Raw genomic sequence first — 19,867 nt, forward strand, 5'->3', positions numbered from 1 at the left:
GCCTACGTCACTTCTCGGTCGGAGCGGGCCGGTTGACCTTCACCGACTCCTGCCCGACCTTGTCGGCGTCCATCGCGTCGGCGGGCGCCTCGTTGATCACCGTGGCGCCGCCCGAGGCGCTGAACTGCTGCTTGAACGCGTTGACGGCGTCCACGATGCCCTTCTCCGTGTCGTCCGACAACTTCTTGGACTCACGGATGTCGGACAGGATCACCTCGTGGCTGCGCCGCACGTGGTTGAGGAACTCCGACTCGAACCGGCGGACGTCGCCCACCGGGATGTCGTCGTAGTGGCCGTTCGTGCCGAGGTAGATGGAGACGACCTGCTCCTCCATCGGGACCGGCGAGTACTGGCCCTGCTTGAGCAGCTCGACCAGGCGGGCGCCGCGGTCCAGCTGGGCGCGCGAGGCGGCGTCGAGGTCCGAGGCGAAGGCGGAGAACGCCTCCAGCTCGCGGAACTGCGACAGGTCCAGGCGCAGCGAGCCGGAGACCGTCTTCATCGCCTTGGTCTGCGCGGCGCCACCGACGCGGGAGACCGAGATACCCACGTTGACGGCCGGGCGCACACCGGCGTTGAACAGGTCGGACTCCAGGAAGCACTGGCCGTCGGTGATCGAGATGACGTTGGTCGGGATGTACGCCGACACGTCGTTGGCCTTGGTCTCGATGATCGGCAGACCGGTCATCGAGCCGCCGCCCATGTCGTCGGACAGCTTCGCGCAGCGCTCCAGCAGGCGCGAGTGCAAGTAGAAGACGTCGCCGGGGTAGGCCTCGCGGCCCGGCGGGCGACGCAGCAGCAGCGAGATGGCGCGGTAGGCCTCCGCCTGCTTGGTCAGGTCGTCGAAGATGATCAGGACGTGCTTGCCCTGGTACATCCAGTGCTGGCCGATGGCCGAGCCGGTGTAGGGCGCGAGCCACTTGAAGCCGGCCGAGTCGGACGCGGGGGCGGCGACGATGGTGGTGTACTCCAGCGCGCCCGCCTCCTCCAGCGCGGCCTTGACGCCCGCGATGGTGGAGCCCTTCTGGCCGATGGCGACGTACACGCAGCGGACCTGCTGCTGCGGGTCGCCCGACTCCCAGGCTTTCTTCTGGTTGATGATCGTGTCGATGCAGACCGCGGTCTTGCCGGTCTTGCGGTCGCCGATGATCAGCTGGCGCTGGCCGCGGCCGATCGGCGTCATCGCGTCGATGGCCTTGATGCCGGTCTGCATCGGCTCGCTCACCGGCTGCCGCTGCAGCACGGTCGCGGCCTGCAGCTCCAGCGCGCGGTTGTCGTCGGCCACGATGTCGCCGAGGCCGTCGATCGGCTGGCCGAGCGGGTTCACCACGCGGCCGAGGAAGCCGTCGCCGACCGGCACGGAGAGCACCTGGCCGGTCCGCTTGACCTCCTGGCCTTCTTCGATCTTGTCGAAGTCGCCCAGGATGACCGCGCCGATCTGGCGGACTTCCAGGTTCAGGGCCACGCCGAGCACGCCGCCGGGGAACTCCAGCAGCTCGTTGGTCATGGTGCCGGGCAGACCCTCGACGATGGCGATGCCGTCGTAGGTCTCCGCGACGACGCCGACCTCTTCCCGGCTGACTTCCGGGGAGTAGGTCGAGACGTACTTCTCGATCGCACTGCGGATCTCGTCCGACGAGATCGTCAGCTCCGCCATGTCGTTCCTGCTCTCACTTCGTTTTCGGGAAAGGGGCTTGTGGGCCGCGGTTCCGGTTCGGTCAGCCGGCGAGGTCGCGGCGCAGGGACGCCAACCGACCCGCCACGCTTCCGTCGATGACTTCGTCGCCGATCTTGATCAGCAGGCCGCCGCGCAGCGTCGGGTCGACCTCCACGTGCAACGCGATCGGCCTGGAGTAGATCCGGGTCAGCGTGGCTTCGAGGCGCTCCTGCTGCGCCGCGTCCAGCTCGACGGCGGAACGGACGTAGGCGACGGAACGTTCCCGGCGCTTGGCCGCGAGCGACGCGAGTTCACCCAGGCCGCTGACGACCCCCTGGCCACGCGGTTCGCGGACGAGCTGGTCCACCAGGGTCTTGGTGGTGTCGTCGACCTTGCCCGCCACGAGGCTGTCGACCAGCGCGACCTTGCCCGCGGGCTCGGCCGCCGGGTCGGAGAGCGCCAGCTCCAGCTCGTGGTTGCCCGCGATGATGCGGCCGAGCCGGAACAGCTCGTCCTCGACGGAGTCGAGCTTGTCGTCCCGCTCCGCCCGCACCAGCAGCGTGGTGCGGGCCAGCGACTCGATGCCGTCGACCAGCTCACGCGGGCTGGACCAGCGCGCGGTGACGACCGTGGCCAGCACCTGCAGGGTCACGTCGGCGACCTTGCCGCCGAGCAGACCGCGCAGCAGCTGCTCCCGGGACGCGGGGTCCGAGGAGTTGTCGGCCAGCGCCCGGCGCAGCGCGGGCTGCGCCGACAGCAGGCTGACGACCGCGAACAGCTCCTCGCCCAGCTTGCCCAGGGACTCGCTGGCGGTGGGGCCGGTCGTGCCGTCGACGACCTCCAGCAGCCGCAGTTCGGCGGCGGCCAGGGCGTCACGGCTAGCGGCGTGCAGCGTCATCGGCGTTCCCTCACTTGGCGGCCGGAGCCGACGTGCCGTCGAGCTCGGAGAGGAACCGGTCGACGGTGCCCCGACGGCGCACCTCGTCCTCCAGCGACTCGCCGACGACCCGGTCAGCCAGGTCGATGGCCAGTCGGCCCAACTCGCCACGCAGCTCCGCGACGATCTGCGCGCGCTGCGTCTCGAGCTGGGTCTGCCCCTGCGCGACGATCCGCGCGGACTCCTCCTGAGCCTTGGCGCGCAGCTCGCTGATGATCTGCTCGCCCTCGATGCGGGCGTCGTCGCGGATGCGGGCCGCCTCGGCACGGGCCTCGGCCAGCTGCGCCTTGTACTGCTCGAGCGCCTGCTGGGCCTGCGCCTGCGCCTGCTCGGCCTTCTCGATCCCGCCCTCGATCTTGGCGGCACGTTCCGCGTACAACGTCTCGAAGCGCGGCGACACGAACTTCTTGATGACGAAGAACAGCAGGAGGAACGCGATCAGGCCGAGGATGATCTCCGACGTGTGCGGCAGGACGGGGTTGATGGCCCCGTCCTCCGCAGCCAAGATGAGGGTATTCATCACAAACCTCTCTGATGCGATGAACCGGTACTCAGGCCGTCGCGAGGAAGTACACGACGAAGCCGAGCAGGGCGAGCACCTCGACGATGGCGAACGTGGTCCAGGCCAGGCTCAGCAGCACGCCGCGAGCCTCGGGCTGACGGGCGGTGCCGTTGATGACCGAGGAGAAGATCAGACCCACGCCGATGCCGGGGCCGATGGCGGCGAGGCCGTAGCCGATCGCGGCGAGACCCTGGTTCAGGTTGACGTTCGCGGCTTCCTGAGCAAGAACGATAGCGCTCACTTGTGCTGTTCCCTTTCCAACTCGGTCCGCGAACGCTCGCGGATCGGAGGCTTGTGATTTTTCAGTGCTCTTCGGCCAGCGCCGCGCCGATGTAGTTGGCGGACAGCAGCGCGAAGATGTAGGCCTGAAGAACCATGATCAGCGCTTCCAGGAACGTCAACGCGATGGCGAAGGCGAACGCGATGGGCGCGACCACGACGGTGATGCCGCCGGCGAAGAGCAGGTACTCACCGGCCAGGGTGAACACCAGCAAGAGCAGGTGACCCGCGAACATGGCCGCGAAAACTCGGATCGCGAGCGTGAGCGGGTTCAGGAAGAACTTCTGGAAGAACTCGATCGGAATCAGCAGGATGAGCACGAACCACGGCGCGCCGGGCGGCATGGTCTGGTGCTTCAGGTAACCGAGGAAACCGTGGCGCTTGAATCCGACGAAGTGGTACACCGGGTAGATCACGAGCAGCGAGACGGCCAGCGGGAACCCGATGTGCGACATCGTCGGGAACTGCACGACCGGGATGATCCCGAACAGGTTGTTCACCAGGATGAAAGTGAAGACCGTGAGGATCAGCGGCACGAAGGGCTTGAAGTCCTTGGCGCCGATCTGCTCGCGCGCGATCGAGTTGCGGCCGATGTCGTAGAGCGACTCGGCGGCGAACTGGAACTTGCCGGGAACGAGCTTGAGGTTGCGGGTCGCCGCGATGAAGAACGCACCGATGATCAAGATCGAGAGCACCAGAAGCACCATGGGCTTGGTGACCTCACCGAAGATCGGTGGGAGGAAGAAGTCCTTCACTCCGGGTGCGACGAACTCATCACCCGCAGCCAGCACCATCGTGGTCACTGTGTTCCTTCCGGTTCTCCCGGCCGGCGTTCACTCCGCCGGGGGAATCGTCACGATCGGGACTTAACGTACCTTACGGACCGCAAGCGCCCGCGAGAGGCACCCCACCTACCTGGGTGTCCCGTCTTGCGCGCACCGTACCAGCCGGTAGATCAGGTGTTTCCAGGGGTCGGGATGACGATCTGACTGCGACTGCGCTTGGAAGCGCGCACCTCCATGAACGTGGCGACCACGATGGTCGCGGCCATGGTCAAGGCCAGCGCGTTGGTGTGCAGGACCGGGAACTGGCGCAGCAGCAGCATCACCGCGAACAGCAGGATCAGCTTGCCCATGAACCCGGCGAACGCCGCCACCATGATCACCTGGAGCGGCATCGCGGCGGTGCGGTGCATGAGCAGCAGCGTCCCGGCCGAGGACAGGCACGCGATGGCGCCTCCGATCAGCGCGGCGACCAGGCCCGGCACACCGGCCAGCACGGTCCAGAGGATCGCGCCCGCGACCACGGTCGCGAGTGCCGCCCACAGCGCGCTGCGGTACATCTCACCTGCGAGTCGTCGCACGACGGCCTCGTGCGTCCACTCCGTCTTCTCCGGAGAGCTCATGTCACCTCTTCCCACCCATCGGGACCGAGTGTAAAGAGCCCTTGGTTCTCACCACCCCATCGGGGGTCATGTGCGGCGGACTTCACGAAGCCTGGGTATCGCGGAGACCAACAGTGCGAGAACAAGTCCGATCGCCAGGCACCACACCACCACCACGACGTCGAACAGGGTCAGCGCGACCGCGCCGAAGGCCAGCACACCGGCCCACAAGTAGATCAACAGCACCGCGCGGCGCTGCGAGTGGCCGATCTCCAGCAGCCGGTGGTGCAGGTGCATCTTGTCCGCGGAGAACGGGCTCTCCCCGCGCCGCGTCCGCCGCACCACGGCCATCAGCAGGTCCAGCAGCGGCACGAACAGCACCGCCGCGACCACCACCAACGGCGACAGCAGGCCGAGCACGTCGGTAGCCCGAACCGACTCGTAGTTGATCTTCCCGGAGGCCGAGATCGTGGCCGCCGCCAGCATCAGCCCGATCAGCATCGACCCGGAGTCGCCCATGAAGATCCGCGCCGGGTTGAAGTTGTGCGGCAGGAACCCCAGGCACGCACCCGCCAGCGTGGCCGCGATCAGCGCGGGCGGGTAGGCGCCCACGTCACCGCCGTTGTTCGCCAACAACCCGATCGAGAACACGCAGGTGGCCGCCGCCGCGATCAACCCGATGCCCGCCGCCAGCCCGTCCAGGCCGTCCACGAAGTTCATCGCGTTGACCATCGTCACGGCCAGCAGCACGCTCAGGATCGCGCCCTGGTTCTGGTCCAGCGACAGCAGCGACCCGGTGCCCTCACCGTCATCGCCCCACGGCACCCAGAACAACAACCACTGCAGGCCGAACAGCACCAGGATGCCCGCCGCCGTCACCTGGCCCGCGAGTTTCGTCAGCGAGTCCAGCTCGAACCGGTCGTCCAGCACACCGACCAGCACGATCACGCCACCACCGACGATCACCGCGTACGGGTCGTAGGAGAAGTCGAACGCCGAGCGCAGCACCGGCAGCTGGTGCGCCAGCAGCATGCCGCCGAGCACCCCGCCGTACATGGCGAGACCACCCATCCGGGGCATGGGTTTGACGTGCACGTCCCGTTGCCGGGGGTAGGCGACCGCGCCGATCCGGAACGCCAGGACGCGCACCAGGCCGACGAGCAGGAACGTCACGACCGCCGCGGTCAGCGCGACGAGCAGGTACTCCCGGACGGGGAGGACGTTGGACACGGCAGGCAACTGGCCCACAGCAGGCTAGCCCCTCGGCACTGGGGTGACGGGCGATGGAACCACCACGCTACCCCGATCGGGAAGATCCACTAGCGCGCGACCTCGACTTCGACGCCCAACGCCTCGGAAACCGCCGCCACCGGCACCGCGCCCTCCCGCAACACGACGGGGTCCGGCCCGGTCAGGTCCACGATCGTGGACGCGATGTTCTCGGCCGCCGGCCCACCGTCCAGGTAGACGCCGACCTCCTCGCCGAGCTGGTCCCAGGCCTCCTGCGCCGTACCCGCCGGTGGGAACCCCGACTTGTTCGCGCTCGACACAGCCATCGGCCCGACGTCCCGCAACAGCTCCAGCGCGACCGGGTGCAACGGCATCCGCAGCATCACCGTGCCCCTGGTGTGACCGAGATCCCACGCCAACGACGGCGCGTGCGGCAGCACCAACGACAGCCCACCGGGCCAGAACGCCTCGATCAACGCCCGCGCCTGCCGAGGAACCCCGAGGACCAACCCGTCGATCGTCGTCCACGACCCGACCAGAACGGGAACGGGCATGTCCGGGCCGCGCCCCTTGGCCTCCAACAGCGCACGCACGGCAGACGCGTCAAACGCATCGCACCCGATGCCGTAAACCGTGTCCGTGGGAAGGACCACCAACCGCCCGGACCGCACCGCGCCCGCAGCAGCCGCAAGCCCCGCCGCCCGATCAGCCGGAACGCCACAATCGTAGACCGTGCTCACCTTGCTGATCCAAGCACAGCACCACGAACCCCAGCGTCCGAGGTCACACACGACCCCCAGGAACCCCTCGACCACCCATCACACAGCACAACCCCGACCGCCGAGACCCAGCAGGAAACCTGCAGGTAAAACGCCATCACCGCCCACAACGGACCCGCAACCCAACCGCAGCGGGACCGCAAAAGGCCCGATTTTACATGGGGTTCGGGTGCTTTAGGCTGGTCGAAGCCGGGCAGGCTTGGCGGGCGCTTTATCCGCCAGGCCTGCCCGGCTTCGGCCTGCCTGGAGTGCTCGTAAGGGGCCCCATGTCAAATCGAGCCTGACCCAACCACCGAGCCGTTCCGAGCGTTCAACTCGGGGGTCCTGAACGTAGGACACGCACGACGCGAACGTAGGACACGCGCGTTCTGGACGTAGGACACACGCGTTCTGGACGTAGGACACGCCGGTCAGCGGCCGGCGTCGACCGCCCACCCCCGCCTCCGGTGAGCCATCACGAACCCGAACACCAGCGCACCACCGACCACCACCCCCGCCACCGTCACCGCCGCGCTGCCGACCGCCGCACCGACGAACGGCAACACCAGCACCGCCAACCCGACCACCGCCGCCGTCCCCACATCCGGCTCCACCCACCGCCACCGCTGCGCCTCCACCAACCGCCCGCGCAACCCGGTCGCGAACGCGATCAACTCCGGGTGCGGGCTCAGCGCGATGATCTCCTCCACCAACGCCCGGCACTCGGCCCACTGCCGGGCGTTCGCCACGACGAGCTCACCGCCCGGCCCGACACCTCGCACATCAGCCGTCCGGGCCGCCAACACGATGGCCAGGTGGGTGCGCAGCACGTCATCCGCCCTGGCCTCACCACCACGCCCCAACTCACCGCGCACCACCTCGGCCGCCGCCCCGCTGTCGCCATCGGGACCATCGCCCAACGCCGACATCACCGCCGTGAGAGCACGCGCCAACCGCCGACGATCGGCCTCGGCGAAATCGGTCAGGTCCGCGTAGACGATCCTCGCCGCGAGCCATTCCCGCAGTTCGCTCCACTCGTTCGGCTTATTGACAGCCATCGCGGGTTCTCCGATTTACTCGGCGGAGCGTTACCGTCCAGATCATCCCCGATGGCGAGGCGCCCGGTGAATGCGAAAAACCCGATCGGCGCCCTCCCACTGGCGCTGACCTTCACCGCCGTGTACCTGGCCACCGCCGGAACCGCGGGCTATCTGACTTTCCACGCACGCCAACCCGCACCGACCACCCTCGCCGCCGCACCTTCCCTTCCGACAATCCCCACCACGACCACAACCACCCCGACCACAACCACGACAACCACCACGCCCACCAACCCGACCCCCGACCAGCGTCAGCTCCGGGCACCGGGCGGCCTCACCACCACCATCCCGGCCAACTGGAACGTCACCACCGGCACCGTCGCCACGACCCTCGTCGCCACCGACCCGACATCGCCCGAACGTGAAGTCCGACTCGGCGGCGCACCCGTCACCGACCCGGCGAAAACGCTCCTCGACCGCATCACCCGGGCCGCCACCGACCGCGAACGCGAACCCGGCCACCGAAGGGTGGCGCTCACCGCCACCACGATCCGCGACCACCCGGCCGTCACCTGGGACTTCACCGAGCACACCCCGACGGGCCCCAAACGGGTGGCCACCGCGTTCTGGGAAGTCGACGGCGTCGAGTACGTCCTCTACTCCGCAGGTCCACCCGACGAGTGGGACGTGACCCGCGCCCGCCTCACCCTGATGGTCGACGCGGCCAAGCCCTGACCCCTACGCCCCGACCCGACGCGCCGTGGCGAACCGCGGCCTCCCCGCCAGGTCGCGGTGGTCCTCGACCTCGGTCAACACCCGACGCGTCTCCAGCAGGGCCGGCACCGCACCCCCGTGCGTGTCGTCGTGCTCGATCGCCACGTGCCCGCCGGGTTTGAGCAGCCGGGCCGCCAACCCGACGACGTGCCGGATCACGTCGAGCCCGTCCACCCCGCCGAACACGGCGTGCCGCGGGTCGTGGTCCGCCACCTCCGGCTGCACCTCGACCCCGTCGGGCACGTACGGCGGGTTGCACAGCACCAGGTCGACCTGCCCGTCGAGGTCAGCCAGCACCTCGGGCTCCGTCACGTCACCGGCGTGCAGCGTGATCGGCGTGTCGCCGGCCGCCGCACGTGCCTCCGCGTTGCGACGCGCCCACGCCAGCGCCGAGGGATCACGCTCCACCGCGTGCACGGACGCGCGCGGCAACCGGTGGGCCACCGCCAACGCCAGCGCGCCGGACCCCGTGCACAGATCCACTACCACCGGGTCGTCCATCTCCACAGTGGACAGGCCCCACGCCAGCACCAGCTCGGTCTCCGGGCGCGGGATGAACACGCCCGGACCGACCTCCAGGTCCACGTCACCCAGCCACGCCCGCCCGGTGATGTGCTGCAACGGCACGCGCGTCGCGCGCTGCCGCACGACCTTGTGCAGCGCGTCCACCACCGGCGGGTCGACCAGCGGGATCAGCGGCAACCGCGACCGCTCCACCCCGAGCACGTGCGCGGCCAGCAGCTCCGCGTCCACGCGAGGGCTGTCGACACCCGCCGCGGCCAGCAGGCGTTCCGCTTCGTTGATGGCCAGCCGCAACGGGTGTCGGGTCATGGACCCAGCCTAAGCCGCTCAGAAGTTGATCATGTGTCCGGCCAGGCCGTGGACGGCCTCCTTGACCGCCTCGCTCAGCGTCGGGTGCGCGTGCACGTTGCGCGCCACCTCGTGCACGGTCAGGTCCCACTGCTGGGCCAGGGTCAGCTCCGGCAGCAGCTCGGTCACGTCCGGCCCGATCATGTGCGCGCCGAGCAGCTCGCCGTACTTCGCGTCGCTGATCAGCTTGACGAAGCCGTTCGGGTCGGCCAGGCCGTGGGCCTTGCCGTTCGCGGTGAACGGGAACTTCGCCACCTGGACGTCGTAGCCCTTCTCCCGCGCCTGCGCCTCGGTCCAGCCGAACGACGCGATCTGCGGCTGGCAGAACGTCGCGCGCGGAATCATCGGGAAGTCCAGCTCCATGGTCTCGGCGCCCGCGATGGTCTCGGCCGCGACGATGCCCATGGACTCGGCCGCGTGCGCCAGCATCAGCTTCGCGGTCACGTCGCCGATGGCGAAGATGTGCGGCACGGTGGTGCGCCCGCGCCCGTCGACCGCGATCGCGCCGCGCTCGGTCAGCCCGACGCCGGTGTTCTCCAGGCCGTAGCCCTCCACCCGCGGCTGGAAGCCGATCGCCTGCATGACCTTGTCGGCCTCCAGGACCTCCTGCTGCCCGTCCTTCGACACGGTGACGCGGACCTTGTCGCCGCTGTCGTCGATGGACTCCACGCGGGTGGACGTGCGCACGTCGATGCCCATGCGCTTGTAGCGCTTGGCCAGCTCGGCGGACACCTCCGCGTCCTCCAGCGGTACCACCCGGTCGAGGAACTCGACGATGGTGACCTTCACGCCGTAGTTGTGCAGCACGTAGCCGAACTCGACGCCGATGGCGCCCGCACCGGCGATGACGATACTCCCGGGCAGCTCCTTGGACAGGATCTGCTCCTCGTAGGTCACCACCCGGTCGGACAGCTCCGTGCCGGGCAGCAGCCGGGTCTTCGCGCCCGCCGCGATGATGGCGTGGTCGAACGTGACGGTCTCGCCGTTCACCTCGATGGTGTTGGCGTCGCGGAACGTGCCGTAGCCGTTGTACTCGGTGATGCCGTTCTTCTTCATCAGGAAGTGCACGCCCTTGACGCGCCCGTCCGCGACCTTGCGGCTGCGCTCGTAGGCGACGCCGTAGTCGAACTTCACCGTGCCGTCGACCTGGATGCCGTAGGTCTTCTGCTCGTGGGTGAACAGGTGCGCGAGCTCCGCGTTGCGCAGGAGCGCCTTCGACGGGATGCAGCCCACGTTCAGGCAGACCCCGCCCCAGTAACGCTCCTCGATGATCGCCGTCTTCAGCCCCAGCTGGGCGGCCCGGATCGCGGCGACGTACCCGCCTGGCCCCGCACCGAGGACCACGACGTCAAAGTGTGCGCTCATGAGCGACACATTAGGTGCCCAATTGGTCCGAGAAGAACTCGACGGTCCGACGCCACGCGTCCGCGCGAGCGGCGGCCGTGGCGGCGGGCGTGCCGCCCATCGAGAACCTCACGCCCGGACCCGGGACCACCACGTCGGTGGTCGGCCGGTGCGGTGGGCCCGCGATCAGGTGTCCTGCCTCGGGGTACACGACGCGCTCGTGCCGGTGCGGGTGCCCGTGCTCCTGCAGCCTGCGGAAGGCGACCTCGCTCAGCTCCGCGCACGGCCACGACTCGTCCTGCCCGGATGAGAGCAGCAACACACCGCCTTCGATCCGCTCGACGGGGATCTCGGCGTCCTCCGGGATGCCGTCGGTGAGGTCGAACGCCGACCGCAACGACGCCGGCTCGCCGTCGACCACCGCGCGGCGCAGTTCCGCCGGGATCGCGTACGGCAGGTACGGCAGCGGCCTGCCCTGCCAGGTCCACGACGCAGCCTCGTGCTCCAGCTTCTGCAGCAACCTGGAACCCGGTCCGACGCACTGCGTCACGACACCGCTGCCGACCACGCTCACCACGGCCTTGATCTGCGGGAACGTCGCACCGACCAGCAACGCCAGCTCACCGCCGCGCGACCCGCCGACGACGCCGAGCTCCCCCGCCCGCGCGCCGAGCCACTCCAACGCGGTCCCGAGGTACTCCAGCGGGACCTCGACCAGGTCCTCCGCGACACCGGGCACACCGAAGTAGGCCAGCGCGAGCGCCGCGAACCCGTGCCCGGCGAGCAGCGCCGCGTCCAGCTCGTGCAGCCCGCCCTCGGACCCGCCCAGGACCAGCACGCCGGGGTGCACGCCCTCGCCCTCGGGTTCGAACAGCACCCCGACCAGGCCGTTCTCACGCACCTCGGTCCGCCGCACACCCTCGGGCACGGTCCGCCGGTCCAGCTCCACCTTGCCGACCCCGACGACCTCGACCAGCGCGGGCCCGGCCGACTCACCCGTCCGAGTCATGGACCAGAACAACCCCATCGGGTCAACGCCCGAGTAGTCGCCCTCGACCGGCGCGTGCCTGGTCAGGTCCACCACGCCGCGCTCGTCGGCCACGAACACCGCCGAGGACGACCAGTCGCCCGTGGACGCGCTCACCGTGACCCGTTCGTCCGGTGGCAGGTCGAGGACCCGGACCTCCAGCACCGCGTCGAGGGGAGCGCTCCGCGGTGTCACCAGGATTTCCGCCATCGCGCCGCCCCCTCATCGTCGCCTCACCCGCCGGCGAGCCGCTCCGCGCGGTCCGCTGCCGCCAACGCGTCCAGCACCGCGTCCAGGTCGCCGTCGAGCACCTGATCCAGGTTATGGGCTTTGTACCCAACCCGGTGATCGGAGATGCGCGATTCCGGGAAGTTGTAGGTCCGCACCCGCTCCGAGCGGTCCACCGTGCGGATCTGGGTGCGGCGGGCGTCCGACGCCTCCTGCTGCTGCTTCTCCTCGGCCAACGCGGTCAGCCGGGCCTGCAGCACCTGCATCGCGCGCGCCTTGTTCTGCAGCTGGCTGCGCTCGTTCTGGCAGGACACCACGATGCCGGTCGGCAGGTGCGTGATGCGCACCGCCGAGTCGGTCGTGTTGACGCTCTGCCCGCCCTTGCCCGACGAGCGGAACACGTCGACGCGCAGGTCGTTCTCGTCGATCTCGACCTCGACCTCGTCCAGCTCCGGGAACACCAGGACGCCGGCGGCGGAGGTGTGGATGCGGCCCTGCGACTCGGTCACCGGCACCCGCTGCACGCGGTGCACGCCGCCCTCGTACTTCAGCCGCGACCACACGCCGTCCGGGGTGTCGGTGCGGCTCTTGATGGCCACCGTGACGTCCTTGTAGCCGCCCAGGTCGGAATCCGTGCCGTCGAGGACTTCGGCTTTCCACCCGTGGCGTTCGGCGTACCGCAGGTACATGCGCAGCAGGTCGCCCGCGAACAGGGCCGACTCCTCGCCGCCCTCACCGGACTTGATCTCCAGCACGACGTCCGCGCCGTCGTGCGGGTCGCGCGGCAGGAGCAGCTCGGTCAGCTTCGACTCCAGCGCCGGGACGGCCTTGGCCAGCTCCTCGGCCTCCTCGGCGAACGCCGGGTCCTCGGCGCCCAGCTCACGGGCCGTCTCCAGGTCGGACTTCGCCTGCTCCAGCTCGCGAGCGGTCTTCACGATCGGGGTCAGCTCGGCGTAGCGCTTGCCGAGTTTCCGCGCGCCCGCCTGGTCGGCGTGCACCGAGGGGTCGGCGAGCTTGGCTTCCAGCTCGGCGTGCTCGGCCAGCAGGGCGTCCAGCGTCACGTTCTTGCTCCGGTCTCAGCGTCTGGCGAGAGGTGCTTCTGGGTGGGGAGACGACAACGGCGCCCACCCGCGCACTCGGGGTGGACGCCGTTGTGGCAGCTACTTGGCGCGCTTGCCGTAGCGGGCCTCGAAGCGCGCGACCCGACCACCGGTGTCCATGATCTTCTGCTTGCCCGTGTAGAACGGGTGGCAGTTGGAGCAGATCTCGACGTGGATGGCGCCGGACTTCTGGGTGCTGCGGGTGGTGAAGGTGTTGCCGCAACCGCAGGTGACCTCAGTCGTCACGTACTCGGGGTGAATGCCGGTCTTCAACGTCTTGTCCCTTTCCTAAGTGGCCGCCGGGTCCTCGTTGGGGATTCTTCGAGGTGAACCGGAGCCGGACTCGACCCGACAGTGTGCCAGATCGGCTGTCACCGACTGCAACGCCGGGCACGGCGGGCTTGTTCCCGGTGGGGAGCGTCACAACCGCTCGCCGATGGTGGTCGACCATTCGGCGCACGAGGTAACCGCTGGACTACACAGTGCAGCAGATGACGTTGCGTGGACGCCACACTGGCGGCGTGTTGTGCACTGTCGGGCGTCCCCTGCCGCTGACCGCGTGGCTGGCTATGCCCTTCCTGTTCAGCATCGCCGTACTGGGTCTCACCGGATTGGGCGGCCTGCTGCTGGGCGCGCCGGCGTACCTGGCCCTGTCGAGCCCGGTCTTCGGCGCGGGTGTCGCGGTCGGCTTGGCCACCTCCGGCAACGTCCAGTGGGCCGCGCGGTGGCAGCGGGTGTGGCTGCGCTGGCCGTACCTGGCCGCCGTGCTGGCGGTCGGCGTGCTCCTGGACGGCGTGCGCGTGCCCGTGGTGGCCGTGGTCGGGCTGGGTGTGCCGGTCACCGCGCTGCTGGTCGCCCAGTACTTCCACGAACGCCGCCGCACCGCCGCGCTGGCCGAGGCGGGTCTGGCGTCGCCCTCCCCGCCCTGCTGACCTCCGGGACCGACCCCACCAACGCCCGAAGGCCCGTCCGGCAGTCACGCCGGGCGGGCCTTCGGTCGTTGCACGCGGTCAGTCGTTGTCCGCGCCCGGGGTGGTCTTGGCCACCTGCATCAGGAACTCGATGTTGGTGCGGCTCTTGCGCAACCGGTCGAGCAGCAGGTCGATGGCCTGCTGGCTGTCCAGGGCGTGCAGCACCCGGCGCAGCTTGTGCATGACCGCCAGCTCGTCCGGCGAGAGCAGCAGGTCTTCCTTGCGGGTACCGGACGAGTCGACGTCCACCGCCGGGAAGGTCCGCTTGTCCGCGATCTTCCGGTCGAGCTTGAGCTCGGCGTTGCCGGTGCCCTTGAACTCCTCGAAGATCACGCTGTCACCGGCGGACCCGGTCTCGACCAGGGCCGTCGCGATGACGGTCAGCGAGCCGCCGCCCTCGATGTTGCGGGCCGCGCCCAAGAACCGCTTCGGCGGGTACAGGGCGGTCGAGTCGACACCACCGGACAGGATCCGGCCGCTCGCGGGGGCCGCGAGGTTGTAGGCGCGACCCAGGCGGGTGATCGAGTCCAGCAGCACGACCACGTCGTGACCCATCTCGACCAGGCGCTTCGCCCGCTCGATGGCCAGCTCCGAGATCGTGGTGTGGTCCGACGGCGGACGGTCGAAGGTGGAGGCGATGACCTCGCCCTTCACCGACCGCTGCATGTCGGTGACCTCTTCCGGGCGCTCGTCCACCAGCACCACCATCAGGTGGCACTCGGGGTTGTTCTTGGTGATCGCGTTGGCGATCGACTGGAGCACCGAGGTCTTGCCCGCCTTCGGCGGCGACACGACCAGGGCGCGCTGGCCCTTGCCGATCGGCATCACCAGGTCGATGACGCGCGTGGTGAGGATGTGCGGTTCCGTCTCGAGGCGCAGGCGCTCGTTCGGGTACAGCGGCGTCAGCTTGGTGAAGTCCGGCCGGTTGCGGGACTCCTCCGGGTCGAGGCCGTTGATCTTGTCGACCCGCACCAGGGGGTTGAACTTCTGGCGCTGCTGCTCGCCGTCGCGCGGCTGCCGCACGGCGCCGATCAGCGCGTCGCCGCGGCGCAGCCCGTACTTGCGGACCAGCGACAACGACACGTACACGTCGTTCGGCCCGGCCAGGTAGCCCGAGGTGCGGACGAACGCGTAGTTCTCCAGCACGTCGAGGATGCCCGCCACGGGCAGCAGGACGTCGTCCTCGCGCACCTCCGTGTCGGTGGCCTGGCCGCCGTCCTCGCCACGGCCACCGCGGCGGCGGCGGTCGCGGAAGCGGCGACCGCGACGGCCACCGTCCTCGTCGTCGCCGTCGGAGCCGCTCTGCTGGCGGTTGCGGTTCTGGTCGCGGTCGCGGCCACCCCGGTCGCCTCGGTCGTCCCGACCGCCCCGGTCCTGCCGGTCGCCGCGGTTGCCGCGCTCGCCCCGGTCCTGGCGCTGTTCGCGCTGCTCGGAGCGGTCCTGGCGGTCACCTCGATCGGACCGGTCGCCCCGGTCGGACCGCTCCGCGCGTTCCTGCCGCTCGGGGCGCTCGGCCTGGCGGCCCTCACCCTGCTGGCGGTCGGCCTGGACGCGGTCGGCCTGAGCGGGCCGGTCGGCCTGCGGCGCCGCCTGCCGGTCCTCCGCGGCCGGGGCCTCGGGGCTGCCCGCGGGGCGGTTGGCGGAACGGCGGCGGCGGTTGCCGCGGCGGCCACCCTCCTCCTCCGCGGCGGGCCGCTCGGCCACGTCGAGCTGCTGCTGGGTCGGCTTGTCCACGGCGGGGGCCTCGACGGCCTTCGCCACCGCGGGCGCGGGCTCGACGGCCGCCTTGGGCGCCTCGGCCTTCTTCTCGGCCTTGGGCGGCGTCGCGGCACTGCCCCGACCGGAGGTGCCGCCCTGCCGCTCCTTGATGGCGGCGATCAGGTCGCCCTTGCGGAGGCCGGCCACGCCGGTGATACCCAGCTGACCTGCGAGTTCACGGAGTTCGGCCAGCACCATTCCAGAGAGGCCCGCGCGCTTGCGCGGCGTGGCACTGCCGTTCGAAGGGGTGGTCAGAGCGTTCTCCTCGGCTCCGGAACTGGCAGCGGCGGGAGCAGCAGGAGCTTGGCTGCTCAGTACTTCGGTGTTGGTCACACATGTCCTTCCTGACCGGAACGCGCCTCCTACGCGTTCCAGCGGACCTGCCGTCCGACGGAATGCGGCGCGGCAGTTTCGTCCCGGTTCAGGCGGACCTGGCGACGGCGCGGAACGCGCACGAAAGCGGAGTCCTCCGGTACGGGACTTCGGTCACACGGCGAGCGGGTGCCTTCCAGCGTCGACCCCGTCCGTACGGCACAGAGCCAAGTCACTGGAGGAATGCGATCCGGAACGAACGTCCGGGCACCACACCGGCGCCCGTGCGCGCGGTGACTGATGGCCCCGAGGGTAGACGCCGGTCCGGCCGGGTGCAACAACCGGGGCACGGCGCGTCGCTTCACTCAGCCGAGTGGCGCAACCCGGACTCCGCCCAGGTCGACGGGTACCCGCCTCACCTGGAACCCTTCGGCGTCCACCTGGGGCGGCAGAACGCCATCGGGTGGCAGGGCGAGGACCGTGGGTCCCGCTCCCGACACCGCCGCCGCCACCCCCGCCGCCCGCAGCGACCGCACCAGGCGGGTCGTCGCAGGCCAGGCGGGTTCGCGGTACGGCTCGTGCAGCCGGTCGTCCAACGCGTCGAGCAGCAGCGAGGGGTCCGCGGAGAGCGCGTGCACGGCCAGCGCGGACCGCCCCGCCGCGAACGCCGCGTCCTCGTGCGGCACCTTCGACGGCAGCAGGCCGCGGGTCGTGTGGGTCGACGATTCCTCCGCCGGCACCAGCACGACCGGCGTCACGCCGGGGTGCGGTTCCACACGCACCGCGCGGAAGCGGTCACCCTGCGTCCACGCGATCGCCACGCCGCCGAACATGGCCGCCGCCGCGTTGTCGGCGTGGCCCTCGAACTCCGCGGCGAGTTGCAACGCGCTCGTGTCCGACTCGCGACCGGCGAAGGCGAAACCGGCCGCCACGCCCGCCACGATCGCCGCCGCCGACGAGCCGAGGCCTCGCGCGTGAGGGATGGCGTTGCGGCACGTGAGCCGCAGCCCCGGCACCTCGACGCCGACCAGCTCGCACGCCGCCCGGAACGCCCGCACGACCAGGTGCCGCTCGTCGGTCGGCACGGCGGAGGCGCCCTCGCCGGACACCTCCACCTCCAGCCCGCCGCCGGTCACCGCGAACTCCAGCTCGTCGTGCACGCCCAGCGCCATCCCGAGCGCGTCGAACCCCGAGCCGAGGTTCGCCGTGGACGCCGGCACGGTGACGCGGACACCGCGGACGGCCAGGGCCGTCACGCCAGCTCCAGCGCGGTCGCCACGGCACCGGGGTCCACCGGCACCGGCTCGACCTCGGGCATGCCCAGCAGGGCGGTGTCCGGGTCCTTCAGCCCGTGACCGGTGACCGTGCAGACGACCGTGGAGCCCTTGGGCAGCCTGCCGTCGGCGGCCGTGGCCAGCAGGCCCGCCACGCTGGTCGCGGACGCGGGCTCGACGAAGATGCCCTCGGTCGAGGCGAGCAGCCGGTAGGCCTCCAGGATCTTCTCGTCCGTCACGGCCTCGAACAGGCCGCCGGACTCCTCCTTGGCCGCCACCGCGCCGGTCCACGACGCCGGGCTGCCCACCCGGATGGCGGTCGCGATGGTCTCCGGGTTCGCCACCGGCTGCCCGAGCACGAGCGGTGCCGAACCCGCGGCCTGGAACCCGAACATGCGGGGCGTCGAAGAGGTGACGCCGTCTTTGCGGTAGTCGGAGTAACCGCGCCAGTACGCGGTGATGTTGCCCGCGTTGCCGACCGGCAGGCAGTGGACGTCGGGCGCGCGGCCGAGCACGTCGCAGATCTCCCACGCGGCGGTCTTCTGGCCGATCAGCCGCACCGGGTTGACCGAGTTGACCAGCGTGATCGGGTACTCGATCGACGTCTTGGAGGCCAGCTCGAGGCAGTCGTCGAAGTTGCCGTCGATCTGCAGGATCTTCGCGCCGTGCGCCACGGCCTGGGCGAGCTTGCCCAGCGCGATCTTGCCGCGCGGCACGAGCACCGCGGCGGTGAGCCCGGCCTTGGCCGCGTACGCCGCCGCGCTGGCCGAGGTGTTGCCGGTCGACGCGCAGATCACCGCGCGGATGCCGCTGGCCAGGGCGTGCGTCATGGCCACGGTCATGCCGCGGTCCTTGAACGAGCCGGTGGGGTTCGCGCCCTCGACCTTGATGTAGACCTGGCAGCCGGTCAGCTCCGACAGGTGCTCGGCGGCCACCAACGGCGTGCCGCCTTCGTGGAGGGTGACGACCTTGGCGCCCTCGGGGAGTCCGATCCGGTCCGCGTAGGCGTGGATGATGCCGGGCCACCCCGGTCGCACGCCTGCTGCTTGGATCGTCATGTCTCTTCGCCTTCCACCCGCATCACGCTGACCACTTCCCGAACCACGGGCAGCCCGCCGATTTTGTCGACGGTCGACCGCAGTGCCGCGTCGGTCGCGGCGTGGGTGACGATCACCAGGCTGGCGTCGTCGACCCGCCCCTCCTGCCGCACCGCCGCGATGCTCACGTCGTGTTCCGCGAACACCGCCGCCACCTGCGACAACACGCCCGCCCGGTCGGCGACGTCGAGGCTGATGTGATACCGCGTGGGCGTCTGGCCCATCGGCCGCACGGGCAGCGCCGCGTAGGCCGACTCACGCGGGCCGCGCCCGCGGTGCACCCGGTTGCGGGCCACCGCGACGAGGTCGCCGAGCACCGCGCTGGCGGTCGGGGCGCCACCCGCGCCCTGGCCGTAGAACATCATCTCGCCCGCCGCGTCGGCCTCCACGAACACCGCGTTGAACGCGCCGTGCACGCTGGCCAGCGGGTGCGAGGTGGGGATCATCGCCGGGTGCACGCGCACCGAGATGCCCTCGCCGTCCTCTTGCGTGACACGCTCGCAGATGGCGAGCAGCTTCACCGTGCGGCCCAGCGCCTTGGCGGCGGCGATGTCGGCGGCGCTGACCGACGCGATGCCCTCGCGGTGCACGTCGGCGGCCGTGACCCGGCTGTGGAAGGCCAGCGACGCCAGGATCGCGGCCTTGGACGCGGCGTCGAACCCGTCCACGTCGGCCGTCGGGTCCGCCTCGGCGTACCCGAGCCGGGTCGCCTCCTCCAGGGTCTCGGCGTAGCTCGCCCCGGTGGAGTCCATGCCGGAGAGGATGAAGTTCGTGGTGCCGTTGACGATGCCCATCACCCGGGTGATGCGGTCACCGGCCAGCGACTCGCGCAGCGGGCGCAGCAGCGGGATCGCGCCCGCCACGGCCGCCTCGAAGTACAGGTCGGCACCCGAGGCGTCGGAGGCCTCGAACAGCTCGCCCGAGTACTCCGCGAGCAGCGCCTTGTTCGCGGTCACCACGGACTTGCCCGCGCGCAGCGCGGCCAGCAGCAGCGTGCGGGCGGGCTCGATGCCGCCGATGACCTCGACGACCACGTCCACGTCGTCGGCGGTGACCAGGCTCTCGGCGTCGGTCGTCAGCAGCTCGGCGGGCACCTCTCGGTGCTTGTTCGGCCTGCGCACGGCGATGCCGGCCACCTCGACCGGTGCGCCGACCCGCGCGGTGAGGTCGGCCGCCTGGTCGGTGAGCAGCCGGACCACCTCGGTGCCGACGGTGCCGCAACCCAGCAGCGCGACCCGGATCGGTTTGCCCTCGTGGCTTGCCACTTC

The 19,867-nt window shown here is 70.4% G+C and carries 20 protein-coding genes; 2 read left to right on the plus strand and 18 right to left on the minus strand.

The window, feature by feature from the left end:
- Window positions 1-7: 7 nt before the first annotated feature.
- The 9 genes from atpA to A6A25_RS43855 all read right to left on the minus strand — a co-directional run bounded on the left by atpA (window position 8) and on the right by A6A25_RS43855 (window position 7,862).
- A complete protein-coding gene (gene atpA / locus A6A25_RS07540; protein ID WP_073887160.1) occupies window positions 8-1,654 on the minus strand; it encodes a F0F1 ATP synthase subunit alpha in 1,647 nt (548 codons plus the stop codon).
- 61 nt (window positions 1,655-1,715) lie between these two features.
- Complete coding sequence (locus A6A25_RS07545; protein ID WP_073887161.1) at window positions 1,716-2,552, minus strand: F0F1 ATP synthase subunit delta; 837 nt, start codon at window positions 2,550-2,552, stop codon at window positions 1,716-1,718.
- A 10-nt stretch (window positions 2,553-2,562) separates the two neighbouring features.
- Window positions 2,563-3,111: a F0F1 ATP synthase subunit B gene (locus A6A25_RS07550; RefSeq protein WP_073887162.1), complete on the minus strand. Its 549-nt coding sequence runs from the start codon at window positions 3,109-3,111 to the stop codon at window positions 2,563-2,565.
- A gap of 31 nt (window positions 3,112-3,142) precedes the next feature.
- Window positions 3,143-3,394 carry an ATP F0F1 synthase subunit C gene (locus A6A25_RS07555; protein ID WP_073887163.1) on the minus strand — a complete coding sequence of 84 codons (252 nt, stop codon included), beginning with the start codon at window positions 3,392-3,394 and terminating at the stop codon, window positions 3,143-3,145.
- 61 nt (window positions 3,395-3,455) lie between these two features.
- Window positions 3,456-4,235 (minus strand): F0F1 ATP synthase subunit A, encoded by a 780-nt coding sequence (gene atpB, locus A6A25_RS07560; protein ID WP_143193006.1) that lies wholly within the window; start codon window positions 4,233-4,235, stop codon window positions 3,456-3,458.
- A 152-nt stretch (window positions 4,236-4,387) separates the two neighbouring features.
- The gene (locus tag A6A25_RS07565; RefSeq protein WP_073887164.1) at window positions 4,388-4,837 is read right to left on the minus strand and encodes a hypothetical protein; all 450 of its coding nucleotides are present in this window, start codon (window positions 4,835-4,837) and stop codon (window positions 4,388-4,390) included.
- 66 nt (window positions 4,838-4,903) lie between these two features.
- The gene (locus A6A25_RS07570; protein ID WP_083668077.1) at window positions 4,904-6,064 is read right to left on the minus strand and encodes a glycosyltransferase family 4 protein; all 1,161 of its coding nucleotides are present in this window, start codon (window positions 6,062-6,064) and stop codon (window positions 4,904-4,906) included.
- 71 nt (window positions 6,065-6,135) lie between these two features.
- Window positions 6,136-6,786, minus strand: a complete 651-nt coding sequence (locus A6A25_RS07575; protein ID WP_073887327.1) for an L-threonylcarbamoyladenylate synthase — start codon at window positions 6,784-6,786, stop codon at window positions 6,136-6,138.
- Window positions 6,787-7,235: 449 nt separating this feature from the next.
- The gene (locus A6A25_RS43855) at window positions 7,236-7,862 is read right to left on the minus strand and encodes a hypothetical protein (RefSeq protein WP_073887165.1); all 627 of its coding nucleotides are present in this window, start codon (window positions 7,860-7,862) and stop codon (window positions 7,236-7,238) included.
- A 66-nt stretch (window positions 7,863-7,928) separates the two neighbouring features.
- On the opposite strand from A6A25_RS43855, the gene A6A25_RS07585 reads away from it, so the two are divergent.
- On the plus strand, window positions 7,929-8,579 hold the full coding sequence (locus A6A25_RS07585) for a hypothetical protein (RefSeq protein ID WP_143193008.1): 651 nt from the start codon (window positions 7,929-7,931) through the stop codon (window positions 8,577-8,579).
- A 3-nt stretch (window positions 8,580-8,582) separates the two neighbouring features.
- On the opposite strand, the gene prmC is transcribed toward A6A25_RS07585, so the two are convergent.
- The 5 genes from prmC to rpmE all read right to left on the minus strand — a co-directional run bounded on the left by prmC (window position 8,583) and on the right by rpmE (window position 13,460).
- The gene (prmC, locus tag A6A25_RS07590; RefSeq protein ID WP_073887167.1) at window positions 8,583-9,449 is read right to left on the minus strand and encodes a peptide chain release factor N(5)-glutamine methyltransferase; all 867 of its coding nucleotides are present in this window, start codon (window positions 9,447-9,449) and stop codon (window positions 8,583-8,585) included.
- Between the two features lie 18 nt (window positions 9,450-9,467).
- Window positions 9,468-10,853 carry a dihydrolipoyl dehydrogenase gene (gene lpdA, locus A6A25_RS07595; RefSeq protein WP_073887329.1) on the minus strand — a complete coding sequence of 462 codons (1,386 nt, stop codon included), beginning with the start codon at window positions 10,851-10,853 and terminating at the stop codon, window positions 9,468-9,470.
- 10 nt (window positions 10,854-10,863) lie between these two features.
- Window positions 10,864-12,069, minus strand: a complete 1,206-nt coding sequence (locus A6A25_RS07600) for an acyl-CoA thioester hydrolase/BAAT C-terminal domain-containing protein (RefSeq protein WP_073887168.1) — start codon at window positions 12,067-12,069, stop codon at window positions 10,864-10,866.
- A 23-nt stretch (window positions 12,070-12,092) separates the two neighbouring features.
- Window positions 12,093-13,148 (minus strand): peptide chain release factor 1, encoded by a 1,056-nt coding sequence (prfA, locus tag A6A25_RS07605; RefSeq protein WP_073887169.1) that lies wholly within the window; start codon window positions 13,146-13,148, stop codon window positions 12,093-12,095.
- A gap of 99 nt (window positions 13,149-13,247) precedes the next feature.
- Window positions 13,248-13,460: a 50S ribosomal protein L31 gene (gene rpmE, locus A6A25_RS07610; RefSeq protein WP_073887170.1), complete on the minus strand. Its 213-nt coding sequence runs from the start codon at window positions 13,458-13,460 to the stop codon at window positions 13,248-13,250.
- Window positions 13,461-13,708: 248 nt separating this feature from the next.
- On the opposite strand from rpmE, the gene A6A25_RS07615 reads away from it, so the two are divergent.
- Window positions 13,709-14,119, plus strand: a complete 411-nt coding sequence (locus tag A6A25_RS07615; protein WP_143193009.1) for a hypothetical protein — start codon at window positions 13,709-13,711, stop codon at window positions 14,117-14,119.
- A 78-nt stretch (window positions 14,120-14,197) separates the two neighbouring features.
- Here the strand turns inward: A6A25_RS07615 and rho are convergent, their stop codons facing one another.
- From rho to A6A25_RS07635, 4 genes are all read right to left on the minus strand, one after another.
- The gene (gene rho, locus A6A25_RS07620; protein WP_073887172.1) at window positions 14,198-16,249 is read right to left on the minus strand and encodes a transcription termination factor Rho; all 2,052 of its coding nucleotides are present in this window, start codon (window positions 16,247-16,249) and stop codon (window positions 14,198-14,200) included.
- A gap of 344 nt (window positions 16,250-16,593) precedes the next feature.
- Window positions 16,594-17,484 carry a homoserine kinase gene (thrB, locus tag A6A25_RS07625; protein ID WP_073887173.1) on the minus strand — a complete coding sequence of 297 codons (891 nt, stop codon included), beginning with the start codon at window positions 17,482-17,484 and terminating at the stop codon, window positions 16,594-16,596.
- The gene (thrC, locus tag A6A25_RS07630) at window positions 17,481-18,560 is read right to left on the minus strand and encodes a threonine synthase (protein WP_073887174.1); all 1,080 of its coding nucleotides are present in this window, start codon (window positions 18,558-18,560) and stop codon (window positions 17,481-17,483) included. Before thrC ends, thrB begins: the two co-directional genes overlap by 4 nt.
- Entirely contained in the window at window positions 18,557-19,864 is a 1,308-nt protein-coding gene (locus A6A25_RS07635; protein ID WP_073887175.1) for a homoserine dehydrogenase, read from the minus strand. The genes thrC and A6A25_RS07635 overlap by 4 nt, the downstream gene beginning before the upstream one ends.
- Between the last annotated feature and the right edge of the window lie 3 nt (window positions 19,865-19,867).

The sequence above is a fragment of the Saccharothrix sp. CB00851 genome (assembly GCF_001905065.1).
Lineage (GTDB): Bacteria > Actinomycetota > Actinomycetes > Mycobacteriales > Pseudonocardiaceae > Actinosynnema.

Bases quoted from the DNA above. Each gene is read 5' to 3' on its own strand.
- A6A25_RS43855 (WP_073887165.1), bottom strand. From the start codon at position 7,862: ATGGCTGTCAATAAGCCGAACGAGTGGAGCGAACTGCGGGAATGGCTC.
- A6A25_RS07600 (WP_073887168.1), bottom strand. From the start codon at position 12,069: ATGGCGGAAATCCTGGTGACACCGCGGAGCGCTCCCCTCGACGCGGTG.
- lpdA (WP_073887329.1), bottom strand. From the start codon at position 10,853: ATGAGCGCACACTTTGACGTCGTGGTCCTCGGTGCGGGGCCAGGCGGG.
- atpA (WP_073887160.1), bottom strand. From the start codon at position 1,654: ATGGCGGAGCTGACGATCTCGTCGGACGAGATCCGCAGTGCGATCGAG.
- prmC (WP_073887167.1), bottom strand. From the start codon at position 9,449: ATGACCCGACACCCGTTGCGGCTGGCCATCAACGAAGCGGAACGCCTG.
- thrC (WP_073887174.1), bottom strand. From the start codon at position 18,560: ATGACGATCCAAGCAGCAGGCGTGCGACCGGGGTGGCCCGGCATCATC.
- A6A25_RS07565 (WP_073887164.1), bottom strand. From the start codon at position 4,837: ATGAGCTCTCCGGAGAAGACGGAGTGGACGCACGAGGCCGTCGTGCGA.
- A6A25_RS07550 (WP_073887162.1), bottom strand. From the start codon at position 3,111: ATGAATACCCTCATCTTGGCTGCGGAGGACGGGGCCATCAACCCCGTC.
- A6A25_RS07545 (WP_073887161.1), bottom strand. From the start codon at position 2,552: ATGACGCTGCACGCCGCTAGCCGTGACGCCCTGGCCGCCGCCGAACTG.